This is a genomic window from Arthrobacter ramosus (assembly GCF_039535095.1).
GTDB classification, from domain to species: Bacteria; Actinomycetota; Actinomycetes; order Actinomycetales; family Micrococcaceae; genus Arthrobacter; species Arthrobacter ramosus.
In genome coordinates, this window is the sequence record NZ_BAAAWN010000001.1 from 4158490 (window position 1) to 4174906 (window position 16417).

Sequence of the window (16417 nt, forward strand, 5' to 3'; positions counted from 1 at the left end):
TTGCATACTTTGGCTATACACCAATGTGGAGGTAATTGTGCGAATCGCTCTTGCTCAACTCATCAGCGGCCGCGAGCTAGCAGACAACCTGATCCTGTTGGAAGACTACGCCCGCCGGGCCAAGGAGGGCGGCGCCGAACTCGTGGTATTCCCTGAAGCGACCATGCGGGCGTTCGGGAATTCCCTGCTCGACATCGCCGAGCCCCTCGACGGGCCATGGGCCAGCCAGGTGCGGAAGATCGCCCAGGATCTTGGGATCGTGATCGTGGCCGGAATGTTCACTCCCGGGCTGGCCTCCGACGGCAGCAGCAACGGCAAGGTCCGGAACACCCTGATCGCCACCGGGCCCGGAGTGGACACCAGCTACGACAAGATCCACCTCTTCGACGCCTTCGGCTTTGCGGAATCGGACACCGTCGACGCCGGCACGGATCCAGTGACGTTCGACGCCGGAGGCCTCACCTTTGGCCTGACCACGTGCTACGACATCCGTTTCCCGGCCCTCTTCACCGCCAATGCCGACCGCGGAGCCGACGTGAATATCGTGTCTGCTTCCTGGGGAGCCGGGCCGGGCAAGGCGGAACAGTGGAAGCTGCTCGCGCGTGCCCGGGCTATCGACACCACGACCTTCGTGCTTGCTTGCGGTCAGGGCGATCCAGCGAGCCAAGGTCGTGAACCCAAGGGCGCGGCGCCCACAGGAGTAGGGCACTCCGTCGTGGTGTCCCCCTTGGGAAACGTGCTGGAAGAGCTCGACGCCGAACCCGGCCTCTTGTTCGCGGAGCTGGATGCCGCCGTCGTCGAGGACGCGCGGGTCAAGCTCCCGGTCCTGGCGAACCGCCGCGACTTCTAAAGGAACTTCTAAAGGGAACAGCAACGCTCGCTCACCAAAAGAAGTGAGCGAGCGTTGCTGTATTTGGCGCTATAAGTGAGCGAGCGTTGGCGGCGCGGCCGGCATCCGTGCCGCCACCCAACCGGCTACTTGGTGGCGCGCTGCCTTGAGACTTCGTACAGGGAGATGCCCACGGCCATGGAGGCGTTGAGCGATTCCATGGCGGAGTCGATCGGGATGGAGATGATCTGGTCGCAGTTTTCGCGGACCAGGCGGCTGAGGCCCTTGCCCTCGGAACCGACAACAATGCACACGGGATCGGTGGCCAGCGCGAGATCCGGCAGCGAGACGTCGCCGTCGCCATCCAGGCCCAGCACGAAGATGCCCATCTGCTTGAACTGCTTGAGCGCGTTGTTCAGGTTGGCCGCCCGGGCCACGGGGACGCGGACCGCCGCGCCTGCGCTGGTCTTCCAAGCCGAAGCGGTGACGCCGACTGAGCGGCGCTCCGGGACAATCACGCCGTGGCCGCTGAAGGCGGAAACGGAGCGGATGATGGCGCCCAGGTTGCGGGGATCGGTGATGCCGTCGAGCGCAACGAAGAGGGGCGCGTTGGGGATGTACCCCTTCTTCCATTTGGTGACCGTCTCTTCGGCGAGGTCGTAGGCGTCCTGGTATTCGTATGGCGGGATCTGCAGTACGAGGCCCTGGTGGACGGCGTCTTCGGTCATGCGGTCCAGCTCGGGCTTACCGGTTTCCAGCAGCGGGATGCCACGTTCGGCAGCGAGCTTGAGGGACTCCTTGACGCGGTCGTCCATCTCGATCCGAATGGCAACGTGCAGCGCCTTCGCGGGGATTCCGGCGCGCAGCGCCTCCACCACGGAGTTGCGCCCGGTGACTACTTCCTCGGTAGCGCGGCCCTTCGGGCCTGAGCGGGCGCCCGGGTTGGAGCGGCTGGCGCCCCCGGCCGTGCGCTTGGCCGCGGAGCGCTCGGCAAGCTGTTTGCTCTTGTACGCCTTGTGGTACTCGCGGTCCTCAGCCTTGGGGGTTGGACCCCGGCCTTCCAAGGCCTTTCGACCGTGGCCACCGGTTCCAGTGGTGGGGCCCTTCTTGTTCTTGACAGCCCGGCGACCGTTGTTGGCCATGAATTCCACCCTTGATTGTGTTGAGTACGTCTGCAATCAAGTCTACTGAATCAACTTAAATCGGGACGACGACCGAATCTCAGTCCCGTTTCAGGCTCCAACTGGCCCCATCGGCGCCATCCTCGACGGCGATGCCGGCTGCCGCGAGAGTGTCGCGGATCGCGTCGGAAGCCGCCCAATCCTTGTTGGCCCGCGCCTCGGCGCGCGCCTGCAGCTGGGCTTCCACGAGGACCTCAAGGGCCTGGGCCGTCTCGGAGTTCTCCTGGACTTCGCCGCGGACGTCGTTCAGCCCAAGCACGGTGGTCATCGCCATCACGGCCTGGAGCGCCTGCTCGGCCCGGGCGTCGTCCCCGGACGCCAGAGCGGTGTTCCCGGCCCGGACAGTCTCGTGCAGGGCGCCGAGGGCCTGCGGGACGTTGAGATCGTCATCCATGGCAGCAGCAAAGGCATCGGGCACGAGGCTGGACTCAGGGTGCGCGGCGAAGTCGCCGCCGAACTTCTTGGAAGCCTTCGCGACAAAACCATAGATGCGCTCCACGGCAGCCGCGGCCTCCTGAAGCGAGGTTGGCCGGTAGTCCAGGATGGAGCGGTACTGCGCCTGGCCAAGGTAGTACCGGACAACGCGCGGACTTGCGAGCTCGAGCATTTCTTCGGGGCTCACCGTGTTGCCCACCGACTTGGACATCTTTTCGCCCTCATAGGTGACCATGCCGTTGTGCAGCCAGAAGTTGGCGAATCCGTCACCCGCAGCCTGCGATTGTGCCATCTCGTTCTCGTGGTGCGGGAAGCGGAGGTCCAATCCGCCGCCGTGGATGTCGAACTGCTGGCCCAAGTACTTCGTGGCCATGGCGGAGCATTCAAGATGCCAACCCGGCCGGCCGGTTCCCCACGGTGAAACCCAGCTCGCCGTCGTCGGCTCCCCGTCTTTGTAGCCCTTCCACAGGGCAAAGTCGCGCGGGTCGCGCTTCCTGTTGCTGAATTGAGGCTCGACGTCGGCGGCCCCCTGCATATCGTCGATGTTCTGGCGGGTCAGCGAGCCGTACTTGCTCCAGGAGCGGACGTCGAAGTAGACGTCTCCGGAGTCGTCCAGCGCAGGGTAGGCGTGGCCTCGGTCGATGAGCCTTTGAATGAGGGCGTGCATCTCCGGGATGTGGCCGGTGGCACGAGGTTCGTAGGTGGGGCGGGAAACTCCGAGGACGTCGTAGGCCTGCTCGAATTCCTGTTCGTAGCGGTAGGCCAGGGCCCACCATTCTTCCTCGGCCTTGGCTGTGGGTTCCTCTGCCCAATCCGGGCCGAACGACTGCGCTGACTTGGCGAGGATCTTGTCGTCGATGTCAGTGACGTTGCGGACAACGGTGACACGCAGGCCGCGGTATTCAAGCCAACGGGTCAACTGGTCGAAGGCGATCGCCGAGCGGACATGCCCCACGTGCGGCATCCCCTGCACCGTGGCACCGCAGTAGTAGACGCTGGCCTTGCCGGCTTCAAGGGGAACGAAGTCGCGGACTTCGGCGGATGCGGTGTCGTAAAAGCGCAGGGTCACCGCTCCAGATTAGCGGATGCGCACCATCTGGCTTCGTCGCACGCGATCTATCGCTGTTTAGTCGCTTTCGCTTTGTGGCGCTGCCGGCACGGCGTAGACGAGTGCAGTGGCGACGGCGGAGATGCCCTCGCCACGCCCTGTGAAACCGAGGCCATCGCTGGTGGTCGCAATGACGCTGACCGAAGCTCCTGCGGCGGCGCTGAGGACACGTTGCGACTCTTCACGCCGGGGCCCGAACTTTGGCCTGTTGGCAACGAACTGCACTGCCACGTTGCCGATCTCAAAGCCGGCAGCCCGGACAATCCTGGCCGCCTCCCCCAGGAGTTTCACCCCGGACGCACCTGCGAACTCGGGACGGTCGGTGCCAAAATGCGTGCCGAGATCACCAATGCCGCAAGCGGAGAAGAGCGCGTCAGCGGCTGCATGGGCGACGCAATCGCCGTCGGAATGCCCGGAAAGTCCGCGTTCCCCCTCCCAAAACAGCCCGCCGAGCCATAACGGCTGCGGATCGTTCTCAGATGCGTAGGCGTGCACGTCCACCCCGATGCCCGTGCGCGGCAGAATCATGGCCGCGTTTTGCGAGGCTGCCATCAGCCTTCCACCCAGCGGACTCCGAGCGGCCCTTCCAGCAGGCCTTCGGCAATGATGAGATCCAACGGCGTGGTGATCTTCAGCGACTGGCTGGCGCCCCGCACCGCGTGGACCGGCACGCCCAGGAGCTCGACGAGCATGGCGTCATCCGTGACTGCCGCCGCCTGCTCATCGTCGAACGTCGCGGCCGCTGCGTGGGCGCGCAACAAAGTCTCAAAGTCGAATCCCTGCGGAGTCTGCACCGCACGAAGTTGTTCGCGCGGGGCGGTTCCGGTGACGATCTCCGGCGCGATTCCGGCGTCGTCCCCGTCAGTTTCCGCAACCATCTTGACGGTATCCACCACCGGAATGGCGGGGATAACCGCCTTGGCGCCCGACGAGAGCGCCACGGCAACGCGATGGAAGACCCGTTCGGGAGTCAGCGCACGCGCGGCGTCGTGAACCAGCACGGCGCGCGTTCCCTCAAGGACCGCCCCAAGGGCGGCGCGGACCGAAGCGGCACGGGTGGATCCGCCGTCGACCACTGTGATCAGCGGACCGTCAACGCCCAGTTCCTGCCGGAATTCCTCGCAAAGCTCGCGCAGCTCCAGGTCCCCTGCGGGGACGGCCACGCAGATCTGGCGGGCAACGTCCGCCGCCGCGACGCCGCGAAGGGCATGGGTGAGGATCGTTTCGCCGCCCAGCGGAACTTTCGCCTTGGGCATGCCGTAGCCAAGGCGCTCCCCCGAGCCTGCCGCAACGACGACGACGGCGGTGGCCTCGCGCTGGGATGGTGTAGTCATGCGCCCAAGCCTACGTGGTGCCCACCCGCCCAACTAGCTGGCATTAGGTGTCGTTTTGAGCGCCCAGAACGACACCTACTGCGAGTTACTTGGGCTTTGGAACGGGCAGTAAGGCTTTTGGGCAAATGGAAACCCCGGCGGCAGGTTGCCACCGGGGTTCAAATCTTTGAATCTCTGTTAGGAAGCCAGAACTTCGTCGAGAACGCTTGCGGCCTTCTCTTCGTCGGTCTTCTCAGCCAATGCCAGTTCTGAAATCAGAATCTGACGGGCTTTGGCCAGCATTCGCTTTTCACCTGCGGAAAGGCCGCGATCGTGATCACGGCGCCAAAGATCGCGGACGACCTCTGCAACCTTGATGACGTCGCCGGAAGCAAGCTTCTCCAGGTTTGCCTTGTAGCGACGGGACCAGTTGGTGGGCTCTTCAGTGAACTCGGCACGGAGAACGTCAAATACGTGCTCCAAGCCTTCCTTGCCCACTACGTCGCGGACCCCAACAAGGTCTACGTTTTCTGCTGGAACTTCAATGGTCAGATCACCCTGAGCCACCTTGAGCTTGAGATACATTTTCTCTTCGCCCTTGATAGTGCGCATCTTGATTTCTTCAATTTTTGCTGCACCGTGGTGAGGGTAAACTACTGTCTCGCCGACCTCAAAAACCATGTGGACTTTCCCCTTTCCCGCAGACCAGTTTATCACGCTTAAGGCATACGATTGGCACGGAAAGGGGTCCCGAGCCCTGTAAATACGCGGAAAATGGCCTTTTCGGCCCTCCGGCACCCTCTTGACGGGAGGGCATAAAAGTGCATAGGACACAGCGTTCCGGATGACCCTACTCCTTCCGGAGGGCCGCCACAATGGTGATCGGAATCCTTGTTCCTGCTAGTTTGCCGATAGGCTATGGCTGAAAAGTGTTCCAATGACTCTTAGAGGAGTACGTGTCGTGCGCATTACTGCGATGAACCGTGTCCAGCGCGGCAAACTGGCGATGGCGGCGGCCGCCATCAGCATCGGTCTCTTGTCCGTGACCGGCTGTGGCTATATCAACCCCCAGCAGACCAACGAGCAGTATTCTCCGTCTGACGGCGTCAGGGAAGACCTCGGTCCGCTTCAGCTGCGCAACATGCTCATCGTCTCCACGGATGCCAACAAGCCCGGACGCGTCATTGGTGCCGTGTTCAACACCTCCTCAAGCGATGCAACCCTGACCATCAGTGGCGCCGGCGGGTCGCAGGCGACCATTCCGGTCAAGGCCAAGTCCCAGACCTACCTCAACGAGACCACGGACGCCGCAGTTCTCAGCACGAGCGGCGGAGCACCTGGTTCCATGGCTTCCGTGACCATCAAGACCGGCTCCGATTCCCGGACCGTGCAGTTCCCGGTCCTGGATGCTTCCTTAAAGGAATACGCGAAGTACCTCCCCACCGCTTCCGCTTCTCCGAGCCCCTCGGTCAGCGGTTCCGCCACCCCAAGCAGCGGTTCCACCGGCTCAAGCAGCAGCGCGACCCCGACGCCGAGCGCCACCGGCCACTAGCCCGGCGCCACAAAGACAGGCGCCACAAAGACAAAAGGAAGGGCTCCCGCGATGGGAGCCCTTCCTTTTGTCTTTGCTCTTGCAGGGTGCTCTACCCGCGCGGCTTCCTACGGCTCGAACTTGTAGCCCAAGCCCCGAACCGTCACGAGGTAGCGGGGAACCGAGGGGTCAGGCTCGATCTTGCTGCGCAAGCGCTTCACATGGACGTCCAAGGTCTTGGTGTCGCCCACATAGTCGGAACCCCAGACGCGGTCGATCAGCTGTCCGCGGGTGAGCACCCGGCCCGAATTGCGAAGGAGCATCTCAAGGAGTTCGAATTCCTTCAGCGGAAGCGATACCTGTTCGCCGTTGACGCTCACTACATGCCGCTCGATGTCCATACGCACCGGACCGGCCTGCACGGTGGATGTGATGAGTTCCTCCGGCTCGCCTTGCCGGCGCAGCACAGCACGCACCCGCGCCACGAGTTCCCTGGAGGAGTACGGCTTGGTGACGTAGTCGTCCGCGCCGAGCTCCAGGCCAACCACCTTGTCGATTTCCGAGTCCTTGGCCGTCAGCATGATGACCGGGACGCTGGAACGCTGGCGCAGTTGCCTGCAAACCTCAGTGCCAGGGGTCCCCGGAAGCTGCAAGTCCAGCAGCACCAAATCGGCCCCGTTGCGGTCGAACTCCACCAAGGCGTCACTGCCGTTGTCCACAACCTGGACATCGAAGCCTTCCTTGCCCAATAGGTAGGACAGGGGGTCGCTGAACGACTCTTCGTCCTCCACGATCAGAATCCTGCTCAAGCGCCAGCTCCTTGCTCTAGGGCGCGCACAGCGCCCGTCGTTTGAATCACGTTTCGGGGCTTCGCCCCGGCGTCGTCGTCCTCCTGGCCTTCCATTTCCGGAAGGCGGATGGTGAAAGTGGAACCTTGGCCTGGCTGGGACCAGACGGTGACCTCGCCGCCGTGGTTGGACACTACGTGCTTGACGATACTCAGTCCCAAACCTGTTCCCCCGGTCTGCCGGGACCTCGCCGCATCCACGCGGTAGAAGCGTTCGAAGATGCGCTCCTGGTCCTCGGGGCTGAGACCCTCACCCTGATCTGTAACGGAAATGGCCACCACGCCCTCTTTGGCGCGGACCCCAACTCCCACACGGGTGTTCTCCGGCGAATAACGAATGGCGTTGTCGATCAGGTTCCGCAAGGCGGTCACCAACAGGTCCTGGTCGCCGAACACCATTGTTTCCGAGCGTCCGCCGACTACGATCTTGATGTTCTTGAGCTCAGCCGGGAGCTGCGAACGATCCACGGACTCGGCGATCACCGTATTGATATCCACGGCGTGCCCTTGCTGTGCCACGTTGGCGCCCTGAAGCCGGGACAGCTCAATGATGTCCTGCACCAGTGCGGCCAGGCGTGTCGATTCCTTGTGCATGCGCTTCGCGAAGCGACGCACGGCTTCTTCGTCGTCCGGGCTTGCCTCAAGCGCCTCAGCCAGCAGGGAGATAGCACCCACCGGCGTCTTGAGTTCGTGCGAGACGTTCGCCACGAAGTCGTTCCGGATCTCTTCGGTCCGGGTGATTTCGGTACGGTCATCGGCCAGGAGGACGATATATTCCCATCCGAGCATGGCTGCCCGCACCTGCACCACAATGGTTCCCTTGCCCAGTGGGCCGCGAGGCAACTCGAAAGTCTTCTCCAGGATCACGCCGTCGCGCCGCACCTTTGCGGTCATGTCCAGCAACTGCTTGTGCACCACCGTGTGGCCCCTCACGAGCCCGTATGCGTAGGCCGCAGGACTGGCCCGGACCACGCCGTCGATCGCGTCCACCACCACGAAAGCGCGTCCGACGACGGACAGCACCTCCGCGGCTCCCTCCGGAAGCAGGGGCTCCGTGACGTCCAGATCCACGATCTTTCGCTGCCGTTCACTGAGCCTGAACGCGAGCACGCCAAAGACGCCGCACGACAGGCCGACTAGACCTGCGATGACACCGATGAGCACTGGATCCACGGATCTAGCTTATGCGCTCAAAACACTGCAAAATATGGAACGGTCACCAAACGGCCCCGATTCAGCTAACGTTCACCTAAAGGTGCGCAATCGTTCATTGACCACTGCCACCCTTACTAGTTGGACCGTAGTTAGCTGTGATGATTTTCGCGCCGCCAGAAGGGTGCGGAGGAGATTTCCAAGGAGAGGACGCCACCGTGCGCAAGGTTTTTCAGGAGGAGCTCATCCAGGTCGGTGAGGACCTCATCGAGATCTCAAAACTGGTCACTGAGGCGATCCAGAACGCGACCACCGCATTCGAAGGTGCCGACGTAGATCTCGCCCAGGATGTCATTGCCGCCGACGCCCGGATCGATTTCCTGCAGAACGGCCTCGACGAACGGGCGATCGACATCCTGGCCCTCCAGGGCCCCGTGGCAAGCGATCTCCGGATGATTGTTGGCTCCCTTCGGATGAGCGCATCCCTGGAGCGCATGGGTGACCTCGCCCGGCACGTGGCCCAGCTGGCCCGTTTGCGCTACCCGGCCACGGTCATCCCCGAGCAGCTGACGGCAACGTTCAAGGACATGGCCCGCCTCGACCTCGAAATCGTCCAGAAGGTCACCCTGCTCCTGGAGTCACGCGACCTGGAAGTTGCCCGGGACATCCTCAAGCTCAACATCCGGGTAGACGACCTGCACTTGAGCGTCTTCAGGGCAATCGCAGATCCCGCCTGGGCCGAGGCTGCCGCCACGACAGTGGATGTGGCCCTTGCCAGCCGCTACTTCGAGCGCTTCGCCGACCACGGCGTCTCCGTTGCCCGCAAGGTGACCTACTTGGTCACCGGTGAATGGCAGCCGGAAGGCTTCTAGCCAGCCTTAACAGAAAACGACGGCGGCCGGCCCACCTTGCGAGGTGGGCCGGCCACCGTCGTTCTCTCAAACTTATTTCTTGCCTTGGGCAGCGACAGCCTTGATGGACTCCGCCGCGGCCTCTGGGTCGAGGTAGGTTCCGCCGGGGTTGATCGGCTGGAAGTTTTCGTCGAGGTCGTAGACCAACGGGATGCCCGTAGGGATGTTCAGACCGGTTATGTCTTCGTCGCTTATGCCATCCAGGTGCTTGACGAGGGCGCGCAGGGAGTTGCCGTGGGCCGTGACCAGGACTGTCTTGCCAGCCTTGAGGTCTTCTTTGATGTCCGACTCCCAGTACGGCAGGAGACGGACCAGGACGTCCTTGAGGCACTCGGTGCGCGGGAGTGCATCGCCGAGGCCCGCGTAGCGCACGTCGTTCACCTGGGAGAACTCGCTGTCATCGGAGAGCGCGGGCGGCGGGGTGTCGTAGCTGCGGCGCCATTCCATGAACTGCTCTTCGCCGAACTCGGCAAGGGTCTGGGCCTTGTCCTTGCCCTGCAGTGCACCGTAGTGGCGCTCGTTGAGGCGCCAGTCACGCTTGACCGGGATCCAGCCGCGGTCGGCCTTGTCGAGGGAAATGTTCGCGGTGTTGATGGCCCGCTTGAGCAGGGACGTGTACAGGATGTCCGGGAGAATGTTGTTCTCGACCAGGAGCTCTCCGCCGCGCGCTGCTTCCTCGCGGCCTTGGTCGTTCAGGTCGACGTCCACCCAGCCGGTGAACAGGTTCTTGGCGTTCCAGTCGCTGTGGCCGTGGCGCAGCAGAATCAGCTTGTAAGTCATGGTTTTCATCCTAAGCGATCAGGCCCTGCCGTTGCCCGGCGTTACGCCCTTACCCCTTGACCGCAACGCGGGGTCACTTAGCGCCGGTGTTTGTGCGTCGGATGGGCCGTAAGTGACCCCGCGTCGGAGGATAAAGTGGGACGGTGGTGCAAAAAGCAGAGCGGGTGCAGGGAAGACGCGGCAAACCCGTCGGCAACATCACCAGGGGCACCACCAACCCCAACCGCATGCGCCGTCTGGACCGCTGGTTGGCGGGCCCGCAGGCATGGCGGCTACGCTCCGCCGTCGACCCCTTGGTAGTGGATTTGGGCTACGGCGCTTCCCCGGCCACCGCCGTCGAACTCTTCGAAAGGCTGCAGGCAGTCCGCCCCGACGTCCGCGTGTGCGGGATCGAGATCGAACCCGCGCGCGTCCGGGTCGCGAAATCCCTGGAAAGGCCCGGGCTCAGTTTCCACGTGGGCGGTTTCGAGGTTCCTGTTCCGGGCAATCCGGTGCTGGTGCGGGCCTTCAACGTGCTGCGGCAATACGAGGAATCGGATGTGGCCGGGATCTGGGCGCTGGTGCAGTCGCGGCTGGCTCCGCAGGGATTGTTCATCGACGGCACGTGTGACGAAATCGGCCGCAGAGTGACGTGGGTTGCGCTGGATCCGAACGGGCCGCTGAGTCTGAGCCTGTCCATGCGGTTCGGCGGTTTCGAACTCCCCTCCGACGTGGCAGAACGCCTACCCAAGGCACTTATCCACCGCAACATCCCAGGGGAACGCATTCACGCTTTCCTGAATGCCCTGGACCAGGCCTGGCTGGAAGCCGCACCGCTTGCGTCCTTTGGCAACAAGCAGCGGTGGACCGCTATGTGCCAATCAATGCGCGACGCCGGCTGGCCCCTTCAGGACGGAACGTCCCGTTGGCGCCTAGGGGAACTCACCGTCGACTGGTCAGCGGTGGCCCCGGCTTAGTTCCGGTTGGGCCCACGCCGGCGAGGGCCCCGGCCTGAGCTTGCGAAGGCTGGGAGCCTGTGGTTGGGCCCACGCCGGCAGGGTTCCCTGAGCGAGCTTGCGAGCTTAGGGTGCCGGTGGGGATCACCAGGGACCGTACGGCCCCTGGTTGCGGCCGCTGTTGCCGATTTCCGTCACCGCGGGACGGACGTCCGCCAAGTAGACGCACGCCGCGGTGACGGCAGCGATGCCGAAGATGCCAAAGCCGCCGCCGCCACCCAGGAGGGAAAGTCCGCCGATCACCGCGGCGACGCCGGTCAGGGCCAGCCAGAAGGTCTTGGTGCGCTTCGATGCTGCCTCAAAGGACGAGGGTTTGTGGCGCAGGCAATCGACCAGCGCCCACAGCTCCAAAGCGAAGGCAACCAGTCCCAGAATGAACCAAATCCCATTCTGGATGTATGAAATCAAAATTTTTCCGTCCACGCCCACAAGCCTAGCGGTCAAGCGACGTGAGCGCTTGCTCCAAATCCGTCCAGAGGTCTTCGACGTTCTCGATCCCGACGCTCATCCTGACCAAGTTGTCCGGCACGCTGAGCGGCTCGGCGGTGTGCCGGCGTCGGCGTTCGATGAGGGACTCGACCCCGCCCAGCGACGTCGCGGGGATCCACAACCGCAAGGCACGAACCAGTTGATCTGCTGCGTCGACACCGCTGCGGGTTCCGTCCCCGGCCAACTGGATGCACAGGATGGAGCCGAAGCCCTTCATCTGGGACTTGGCCCGCTCATGGCCGGGATCGTCGGGCAGGCCCGGGAAGCGGATGGACTCGACGCGCGGGTGGGTGCTCAGCCGCTCGGCCAACGTTGCCGCGGAAGCTTGCGAGCGCTCGATCCGGAGTGCCAGCGTGCGCAGGCCACGGAGCGCGAGCCAGGCCTCGAAGGGACCCGCGATGCCGCCGTGGATGATGCGGTGGTGCAGGAGTTCCGCGCGCAGCTCCGCATTCGAGGTAACCAAGGCACCGAGTACGACATCGGAGTGTCCCGCCAGGTATTTGGTCACCGAATGCAGCACGACGTCGGAGCCCAGGCCGAGGGGCTGCTGAACCAGCGGCGTGGAGAAGGTGTTGTCCGTGACCACGATGGCGCCAGCCTCCTGGGCAGCGGTGGCCAGGGCCCGTACGTCGGCGATGCCCAGCATGGGGTTAGTGGGGCTTTCAATCCACAGCATGCTGGCTGCTTTTCCATCCGCGGGGGCGAGCTGGGCCTTGACGGCATCGGTGTCCGCGATGTCAACGGTCCGGAGTTCAAGGATGCCCTTGGCCGCGAGTTCGGTGGCCATGACGAGAGATCCTGCGTAGCTGTGCGTGGGCATGACGAGGACTCCGCCCGCCGGCACGAGTGACAACGCGGAGCTCACTGCGGCCAGGCCCGAGGCGTAGAGCAAGCCGGGCAGCTCGGCGCCCTCCAGCTGGGCCAGCGCTTCCTCGAACGGATCCCAGGTGGGGTTGGCATAGCGTCCGTAGCCGCGGTCCCCGTCGCTCAATGCTCCCGTTCCGAAGTACGTGGAGGACAGAACGATGGGCGGGTTGACGGGCTGGTCATGGCTTCGTTCGGGACGGCCTGCCGCCACCACCACAGTGTCAGGGGATAGATCTGCGGCATGCTCTCGGGAAAGACTCATTGCTCCAGCCTACGGCGCGGGGAGCGGGCGCTGGAAAGGTGTTACGGCTGAGTCTCGCCGAGCGGCAGGGTTCGTCCCGCGCGGTTCGGCGAGCGCCGTCGTCGGGCACTGTCAGTGTTCCTCTGTACGCTTAGATCCGTGACTACGCAGCGCCTCAAGCAGGACCAGAGCCCCCCGCCGAACCAGCGCCCGGGACTCTTCATCGCCTTCGAGGGCGGAGACGGGGCCGGCAAGTCCACGCAGGCCGCCCGCCTGGCAGAGGCGCTCGAGTCCCTCGGCTTTTCCGTGCTGCGCACTCGCGAGCCCGGAGGCACACCGATCGGCGAAAAGCTGCGTTCCCTCGTGCTGGACCACGGCCACGGCACTATCGATCCCCGGACCGAAGCCCTTATGTTCGCAGCCTCCCGGGCTGCCCATGCAAACCAGGTCATCCGCCCGGCCTTGGCACAGGGTTCAGTGGTGATCACGGACCGCTATATAGACTCCTCCGTCGCCTATCAGGGTGCCGGCAGGGATCTCGGCACCGTGGACGTCAGGCGGCTCAACGAATGGGCCACCGAAGGCCTCGAGCCGGACCTGACAGTACTCCTGGACGTCCACCCGGGCGATGGCCGGGACCGCAGAACTGCCGGAGACGCTGCCGAGGACCGGCTCGAGTCGGAACCGGACGATTTCCACGCCCGCATCCGTGCCGCGTTCCTGGAACTGGCAAATGCACACCCGGAGACGTACCTCGTGCTGCCCGCCAACGACGCAATCGAGAACCTCGCCGCACAGATTCTACGTCGCGTGCAGGACTTACTTGGGAGCCGCACATGAGCGTCTGGGACGAGCTCCAGGGCCAGGCGCCCGTCGTCGCACAGTTGCGCGCGGCCGCCCAAGGCGAAGGCCTCACGCACGCATGGCTGTTCACCGGACCGCCGGGTTCGGGCCGTTCCAACGCGGCCAAGGCATTCGCGGCGGCATTGAACTGTGAGAAGGACGACGTCGCACTTCGAGGTTGCGGCGAATGCGCATCGTGCCGGACCATCCTTGGCGAGACCCACTCCGACGTGACCTTTGTCCGCACGGAGAAGGTCACCATCACCATCGAAGAAGCCCGCCAGTTGGTGTCCAAGGCGGGCGACCGGCCGGCATCGGGCCGTTGGCGCATCATTGTGGTGGAGGATGCGGACCGTATGGCCGAACGCACCACCAACGTACTCCTCAAGGCCATCGAGGAACCCACGCCCCGGACCATCTGGATGCTGTGCGCGCCGTCGCCCGCGGACGTGCTGGTCACCATCCGCTCGCGTTGCCGCCCGGTGAGCCTCCGCATTCCGCCGGCTGCCGACGTCGCCGCCCTGCTCGTGAGGCGCGACGGCGTCGACCCCGCCATTGCGGACCGGGCCGCCCGCGCTGCCCAAAGCCACATCGGAATTGCGCGTCGGCTGGCCCGCGATCCGGAGGCCAGGGAGCGCCGGATGGAAACTGTCCGGTTCCCGTTGGGCCTGCGGGGCGTCACTGCCGCCGTGATGATGGCCGAAAAGCTGGTCAAGATCGCGACTGATGAGGCCAACAGCTCCAACGACGAACGCGATGCCGCCGAGAAGGTTGCATTGCTCGCGAGCCTGGGCGCTCCGGAGTCGGGCACCCTGCCTCCGTCGATGCGCAGCCAGGTGAGGCAGCTTGAGGACGACCAGAAACGGCGTGCCAAGCGCTCAATCACAGATTCCCTCGACCGTACCCTGACGGATCTGCTGTCCTTCTACAGGGATGTCCTGGTCATCCAGCTGGGGAACGCCGTGGAGTTGGTCAACGTTGAACTCAGGAGTGAACTGGAGGCCTACGCGGCGGGCTCGACGCCTGAGATCACCTTGGCGCGAATGGATGCCATCAACAAGGCACGCGTGCGGATCACCACGACCAACGTGGCACCGCTGTTGGCCGTCGAGTCCATGGCGAGCAGCCTGATTCAGCAATAGCCGGATAGTTTAGAAGTACAGCACGCTTCCCCAGCCTGAGGAGAAACGCATGACCCCCGCACGATGCCGGCCCGCCGGGTCCAGTTCCAGGACACGGTTCCCCTCACTGCGGCGGGCGGCAGCGGCAGTCGCTGCCACGGTCTCCGCCAGCCTGCTGCTGAGCGGCTGCGTGTTCTCCGTGCCGGTCCCCAACGATGGCGCGAGCAACGGCTCCGGCAGCGGCAATGTCAGCACCCCGGACGCGTCCATCGCAGCCGCGGCGCCGGCAGGACTGGAGAGTTTCTACTCCCAAAAAGTGAACTGGACGTCCTGTGAGCAGGGATTCCAGTGCGCAAACATCAAAGTGCCGGTGGACTATGCCAAACCCGATGGTGGCAGCATCTCCATCGCTGCCATCCGGCTCCAGAGCCAGGGCACAAAGAAGGGTTCGCTGCTCGTGAATCCCGGCGGCCCCGGCGCTTCAGGCTACGACTTCGTCAGGGACGCGGCGAAGACGCACTTCACCAGCAAGCTGCGGTCCAGTTTCGACCTGGTGGGATTCGATCCCCGTGGCGTCAAGCGGTCGGCGCCGGTGACGTGCCTCAGCGACGCCGAGCGGGACGCTTCCCGCGAGAAGGTGTACAACTATGACACTGACCAGGGCATCGCCGCGGCACTGGCCGACACCAAGGCCATGAATGCCCAGTGCGTGGAAAAGTCCGGGCCCGCACTGCCGCACATTGACACCGCCAGTTCCGCCAAGGACATGGACATCCTCCGCGCCGTGCTGAACGACGCAAAACTCAACTACCTGGGCTTCTCCTACGGAACGTCCCTGGGCGCCACCTACGCGTCCTTGTTCCCGGACAACGTCGGCAAGCTTGCTTTGGATGGCGCAGTGGATCCGTCCCTCAACAACGAGGACCTCACCGCGGGGCAGGCAGAGGCGTTTGAAAAGGAGCTCCGTACTTATGTGGCGGATTGCCAGGCGAAGTCCGGATGCCCCCTCACAGGCAGCGTCGATAATGGCGTGCAGCAGATCCGGGACCTCATTGCCGACGTCGAGCAGAATCCCAAACGGGCCAAGGACGGCCGCCTGGTCACCGGGGCGACCTTCGTCAGCGGTATTTTCACCCCGCTCTACGACAACGAATCGTGGCCCGTCCTGACCCAGGCTTTGGTGGCCGCGTTCAAGGGCGACGTGTCGCTCATGCTTCGGATTGCCGACTTCGGCGCGGACAGGGATCCGAACGGCACCTACACGTCAAACACCGCCTTCGCGTTCAACGCCATCAACTGCCTTGACTACCCCATGGTCACGGACACGGCCGGGATGCGTTCCGAGGAAGCCCGGCTGAAGCAGCTCTCCCCCACCTTCGGCTACTACTTCTCCTACACCGGCATCAACTGCAAGGACTGGCCCTACAAGCCGGTGCACACCCCGGCTCCCGTCAAGTACACCGGCACGGCGCCGATTGTGGTTGTAGGCACCACCGGGGACCCCGCGACGCCTGTCGCCTGGGCTGGTTCGCTGCGGAAACAACTCGGCAACGCTTCCCTCGTGACGTGGAAGGGCGAAGGCCACACCGCCTACGGCCGCTCGAACCAGTGCGTGTCCGACGCCGTGGACAACTACTTCGTGGATGGAAAGGTACCTTCAGACGGGACTATGTGCTGACTGTTGGGTGGTTCTGTTGTGTGGGGGGCGTGGCGGCCGCCACTTCTGACCATTTTTGGAGCTGGGTTGAGACGGCCATCCCCGCCGCTGCGCGGA

17 protein-coding genes are annotated in these 16417 nt (G+C 64.1%); 7 read left to right on the plus strand and 10 right to left on the minus strand.

The window, feature by feature from the left end:
* Nucleotides 1-37 precede the first annotated feature (37 nt).
* Nucleotides 38-850, plus strand: coding sequence for a carbon-nitrogen hydrolase family protein (locus ABD742_RS19145; RefSeq protein ID WP_234752538.1), 813 nt, complete (start codon nt 38-40; stop codon nt 848-850).
* A 125-nt stretch (nt 851-975) separates the two neighbouring features.
* Here the strand turns inward: ABD742_RS19145 and rlmB are convergent, their stop codons facing one another.
* From rlmB to ABD742_RS19170, 5 genes are all read right to left on the minus strand, one after another.
* Complete coding sequence (gene rlmB, locus ABD742_RS19150; RefSeq protein ID WP_234752536.1) at nt 976-1971, minus strand: 23S rRNA (guanosine(2251)-2'-O)-methyltransferase RlmB; 996 nt, start codon at nt 1969-1971, stop codon at nt 976-978.
* 79 nt (nt 1972-2050) lie between these two features.
* Nucleotides 2051-3514 carry a cysteine--tRNA ligase gene (gene cysS / locus ABD742_RS19155; protein WP_234752534.1) on the minus strand — a complete coding sequence of 488 codons (1464 nt, stop codon included), beginning with the start codon at nt 3512-3514 and terminating at the stop codon, nt 2051-2053.
* A gap of 57 nt (nt 3515-3571) precedes the next feature.
* On the minus strand, nt 3572-4081 hold the full coding sequence (gene ispF / locus ABD742_RS19160) for a 2-C-methyl-D-erythritol 2,4-cyclodiphosphate synthase (RefSeq protein ID WP_372460954.1): 510 nt from the start codon (nt 4079-4081) through the stop codon (nt 3572-3574).
* A 23-nt stretch (nt 4082-4104) separates the two neighbouring features.
* Entirely contained in the window at nt 4105-4887 is a 783-nt protein-coding gene (gene ispD / locus ABD742_RS19165) for a 2-C-methyl-D-erythritol 4-phosphate cytidylyltransferase (RefSeq protein WP_234752530.1), read from the minus strand.
* A 177-nt stretch (nt 4888-5064) separates the two neighbouring features.
* Nucleotides 5065-5547, minus strand: coding sequence for a CarD family transcriptional regulator (locus ABD742_RS19170; RefSeq protein WP_011690592.1), 483 nt, complete (start codon nt 5545-5547; stop codon nt 5065-5067).
* Between the two features lie 295 nt (nt 5548-5842).
* On the opposite strand from ABD742_RS19170, the gene ABD742_RS19175 reads away from it, so the two are divergent.
* A complete protein-coding gene (locus ABD742_RS19175) occupies nt 5843-6418 on the plus strand; it encodes a hypothetical protein (RefSeq protein WP_234752560.1) in 576 nt (191 codons plus the stop codon).
* Between the two features lie 107 nt (nt 6419-6525).
* Here ABD742_RS19175 and ABD742_RS19180 read toward each other — a convergent pair whose 3' ends face one another.
* Complete coding sequence (locus tag ABD742_RS19180; protein WP_059388662.1) at nt 6526-7206, minus strand: response regulator transcription factor; 681 nt, start codon at nt 7204-7206, stop codon at nt 6526-6528.
* Entirely contained in the window at nt 7203-8408 is a 1206-nt protein-coding gene (locus ABD742_RS19185; protein ID WP_234752558.1) for a sensor histidine kinase, read from the minus strand. The genes ABD742_RS19180 and ABD742_RS19185 overlap by 4 nt, the downstream gene beginning before the upstream one ends.
* A gap of 206 nt (nt 8409-8614) precedes the next feature.
* Between ABD742_RS19185 and phoU the strand changes: the two genes are divergently transcribed.
* On the plus strand, nt 8615-9268 hold the full coding sequence (phoU, locus tag ABD742_RS19190; protein WP_234752529.1) for a phosphate signaling complex protein PhoU: 654 nt from the start codon (nt 8615-8617) through the stop codon (nt 9266-9268).
* 72 nt (nt 9269-9340) lie between these two features.
* On the opposite strand, the gene ABD742_RS19195 is transcribed toward phoU, so the two are convergent.
* Nucleotides 9341-10087 (minus strand): phosphoglyceromutase, encoded by a 747-nt coding sequence (locus ABD742_RS19195; protein ID WP_234752528.1) that lies wholly within the window; start codon nt 10085-10087, stop codon nt 9341-9343.
* Nucleotides 10088-10230: 143 nt separating this feature from the next.
* Here ABD742_RS19195 and ABD742_RS19200 point away from each other — a divergent pair, with 143 nt between their 5' ends.
* On the plus strand, nt 10231-11043 hold the full coding sequence (locus ABD742_RS19200) for a class I SAM-dependent methyltransferase (protein WP_372460951.1): 813 nt from the start codon (nt 10231-10233) through the stop codon (nt 11041-11043).
* Between the two features lie 123 nt (nt 11044-11166).
* On the opposite strand, the gene ABD742_RS19205 is transcribed toward ABD742_RS19200, so the two are convergent.
* Nucleotides 11167-11505, minus strand: a complete 339-nt coding sequence (locus ABD742_RS19205) for a DUF2516 family protein (protein WP_234752527.1) — start codon at nt 11503-11505, stop codon at nt 11167-11169.
* Between the two features lie 10 nt (nt 11506-11515).
* Complete coding sequence (locus tag ABD742_RS19210) at nt 11516-12700, minus strand: trans-sulfuration enzyme family protein (protein WP_234752525.1); 1185 nt, start codon at nt 12698-12700, stop codon at nt 11516-11518.
* A 138-nt stretch (nt 12701-12838) separates the two neighbouring features.
* Here ABD742_RS19210 and tmk point away from each other — a divergent pair, with 138 nt between their 5' ends.
* From tmk to ABD742_RS19225, 3 genes are read left to right on the plus strand one after another with little or no spacing between them, the layout of a single operon-like run.
* Entirely contained in the window at nt 12839-13519 is a 681-nt protein-coding gene (gene tmk, locus ABD742_RS19215) for a dTMP kinase (RefSeq protein WP_234752523.1), read from the plus strand.
* Nucleotides 13516-14664, plus strand: a complete 1149-nt coding sequence (locus tag ABD742_RS19220) for a DNA polymerase III subunit delta' (protein ID WP_234752521.1) — start codon at nt 13516-13518, stop codon at nt 14662-14664. Before tmk ends, ABD742_RS19220 begins: the two co-directional genes overlap by 4 nt.
* A gap of 49 nt (nt 14665-14713) precedes the next feature.
* The gene (locus ABD742_RS19225) at nt 14714-16321 is read left to right on the plus strand and encodes an alpha/beta hydrolase (RefSeq protein ID WP_234752519.1); all 1608 of its coding nucleotides are present in this window, start codon (nt 14714-14716) and stop codon (nt 16319-16321) included.
* Nucleotides 16322-16417: the final 96 nt, after the last annotated feature.

Bases quoted from the DNA above. Each gene is read 5' to 3' on its own strand.
- rlmB (WP_234752536.1), bottom strand. From the start codon at position 1,971: ATGGCCAACAACGGTCGCCGGGCTGTCAAGAACAAGAAGGGCCCCACC.
- ispF (WP_372460954.1), bottom strand. From the start codon at position 4,081: ATGATTCTGCCGCGCACGGGCATCGGGGTGGACGTGCACGCCTACGCA.
- ispD (WP_234752530.1), bottom strand. From the start codon at position 4,887: ATGACTACACCATCCCAGCGCGAGGCCACCGCCGTCGTCGTCGTTGCG.
- ABD742_RS19170 (WP_011690592.1), bottom strand. From the start codon at position 5,547: ATGGTTTTTGAGGTCGGCGAGACAGTAGTTTACCCTCACCACGGTGCA.
- ABD742_RS19175 (WP_234752560.1), top strand. From the start codon at position 5,843: ATGAACCGTGTCCAGCGCGGCAAACTGGCGATGGCGGCGGCCGCCATC.
- ABD742_RS19195 (WP_234752528.1), bottom strand. From the start codon at position 10,087: ATGACTTACAAGCTGATTCTGCTGCGCCACGGCCACAGCGACTGGAAC.
- ABD742_RS19210 (WP_234752525.1), bottom strand. From the start codon at position 12,700: ATGAGTCTTTCCCGAGAGCATGCCGCAGATCTATCCCCTGACACTGTG.
- ABD742_RS19220 (WP_234752521.1), top strand. From the start codon at position 13,516: ATGAGCGTCTGGGACGAGCTCCAGGGCCAGGCGCCCGTCGTCGCACAG.
- ABD742_RS19225 (WP_234752519.1), top strand. From the start codon at position 14,714: ATGACCCCCGCACGATGCCGGCCCGCCGGGTCCAGTTCCAGGACACGG.